Source organism: Geminicoccus sp. (assembly GCF_035556675.1).
GTDB lineage: Bacteria > Pseudomonadota > Alphaproteobacteria > Geminicoccales > Geminicoccaceae > Geminicoccus.
In genome coordinates this window covers 1-2243 of record NZ_DATMFZ010000228.1, presented here as the reverse complement: position 1 = coordinate 2243, position 2243 = coordinate 1, and the positions used below count along the sequence as shown (strand labels likewise).

2 protein-coding genes and 1 pseudogene are annotated in these 2243 nt (G+C 72.7%); all 3 read right to left on the bottom strand.

The genetic code is table 11. The annotated features are described in order from the left end of the window. On the bottom strand, positions 1 to 771 hold a 771-nt coding region (locus VNS22_RS16290; protein ID WP_325734236.1), incomplete at its 3' end, for an aldehyde dehydrogenase family protein. Then, entirely contained in the window at positions 764 to 1723 is a 960-nt protein-coding gene (gene ispH, locus VNS22_RS16285) for a 4-hydroxy-3-methylbut-2-enyl diphosphate reductase (protein WP_325734233.1), read from the bottom strand. The genes ispH and VNS22_RS16290, both read right to left, overlap by 8 nt. Further along, positions 1720 to 2243, bottom strand: a pseudogene (locus tag VNS22_RS16280) (phytoene dehydrogenase); the annotation flags it as partial. The gene ispH and the pseudogene VNS22_RS16280, both read right to left, overlap by 4 nt.

Sequence of the window (2243 nt, the reverse complement as noted above, 5' to 3'; positions counted from 1 at the left end):
GACGCCCGCCAGCAGCACATGGTCAGGGGCGATGCAGGTCTGTCCGGCATTGAGCCCCTTGCCGGTGACGATGGCGCTGGCAGCGGCCGCGAGGTCGGCATCGGGCAGGATCACGGCCGGGCACTTGCCACCCAGCTCCAGCGTGACCGGCACCAGGTTGGCGGCAGCCGCCAGCGCCACCTCGCGCCCGCGCGCCGTGCTGCCGGTGAACAGGAGATGGTCGAAGCGCTGGGCGGCGAAGCTGCGGGCGATGTCGGGCCCGCCCAGCACGGTACGGGCGACGTTCCGCCCGAGCCGCTGCTCCAGGAGCCGGGCGATCAGCTCCGCAGTCCGGGGCGCGTGCTCGGACGGCTTGACCATCACCCGGTTGCCCGCGGCGAGCGCCCCGGCAAGCGGCCGCAGCGTCAGCAGCAGCGGGTAGTTCCAGGGCGCCATGACCCCGACCACGCCCAAAGGCTGCGGGACGATCCAGGCGCGGGCCGGCCAGAACGGCAGCCCTACCGGCACCCGTCGCGGCCGCGCCCAGCCGGCCAGATGGCGCCGCGCATGGCGCAGCGCGGAGACGGCGCCCAGCACCTCGCCGAACAGGGTCTCCTCGGGTGCGCGCCCGCCGAAATCGGCATCGGCCGCACGCACGGCTGCATCCTTGGCCTGGAGCAGGCCATCGGCGAGCTCGCCCAGCAGTTCCTGGCGCCGGGGTACGTCCAGCGGCCCCTCCGCCGCCAGGGCGGCGCGCAGCTCGGCCAAGTCGGCCACCACACCGTCAGGCATGGGCCAGCGCATCGAGCTCGGCATAGCTCACCGGATGAAGCCGGGGCGAGCGCTCGGGCAGGCCCAGTTCGCGCACCGTGACCTCGTACTGCGCAGCGATCCGCCCGATGGTTTCCTGCACGATCGATTCCGGCACCGATGCGCCCGAGGTGAGGCCCACCGTCCGCACGCCTTCCAGAAACGGCATGGCAAGCTCGGCGGCGGTGGCGATCAGCACGGCCGGGCGGCCGGCCGCCTCGGCCAGCTCGCGCAGGCGGTTGCTGTTGGAGCTGCTCCGGTCGCCGCAGACGATCACCCGCTGCACGTTCTGGCAAAGCCCTGCCACCGCGTTCTGCCGGTTCTGGGTGGCGTAGCAGATCGTGCGGGTGTCCGGCCCGGTGATCTGCGGGAAGCGCTGACGGAGCACGTCGATGATCCGGCGCGCCTCGTCCACCGCCAGGGTGGTCTGGACGACGAAGGCGAGCCTGGCGGGATCGGCCGGGGCCAGGGCCTCGGCCTCCGCCACGGTTTCCACCACGACCGCGGGCCCCTGGCAGCGCCCGACGATGCCGGTGACCTCCACATGGCCGCGATGCCCGATCACCACGAGCAGCCGCCCGGCTTTCGTCTGCCGCTCCGCCTCGTGATGCACCCGGCGCACCAGCGGGCAGGTGGCGTCGACCACGCGCAGCCGGCGCGCCCGCGCTTCGCCTTCCACCGCAGCGGCGACCCCATGGGCGCTGAACACGACCGTGCCACCCTTAGGCACCGTCGCCAGTTCCTCGACGAAGTGCGCCCCACGTCTTTCCAGACCCTGCACCACCCGCTGATTGTGCACGATGGCATGGCGCACATGGACCGGCGCCTCCGGGCTCAGCTCCAGGGCGCGCTCGACCGCATGGATCGCCCGCTCCACGCCGGCGCAGAAGCCGCGGGTGGCCGCGAGCACGATCTCGATCCTGGGCTTGCTCATGCCGTGGCGTCCGCCATGCGTGCTCCTGCTCGTTCGATTTCGGGCCGGCCCAAAAGCCGGATGGCGTCCCTGGCCGAGACCACCGCCGCCTCAATCGTGGCCGGCAGGCGGACCGTCCAATCGCCGGCGAGGGTGAGGTTGCGCAGCGGTGCCCGACTTGGCCGTGGTGCACGTGCCTGGGCCTCGTCCTGGAACGGAGTGGCAAGCCGCTCCTTCACCACGAAGGCGTTCTCCGGCCCCGCACCCGGCAGCCCGATGCCGAGCCTGGCCGCGGTCTCAGCCACCTCCGGCCATACCCGTGCCGCTAGTGCCTCGCGCGGCAGATCGACCGCTTCGAACCCGGCCGAGATGGTGATGCTGGCCATGCCCGGGCGCACCAGCAGCCATTGGCCAAGCCCGCCCATCATCCCGGCAAAGCGCACTGGCCCCTCGCCGTCGTGGGGAAAATGCAGGTTGACGATCGGCGCGAACCGTTGGGGCACGGGCAGGCCCGGCAGGACGCTCGCGGCCGCAGCCGGCG

Excerpts from the sequence above, each read along its gene's own strand:
- ispH (WP_325734233.1), bottom strand. The coding sequence starts at position 1,723 with ATGAGCAAGCCCAGGATCGAGATCGTGCTCGCGGCCACCCGCGGCTTC.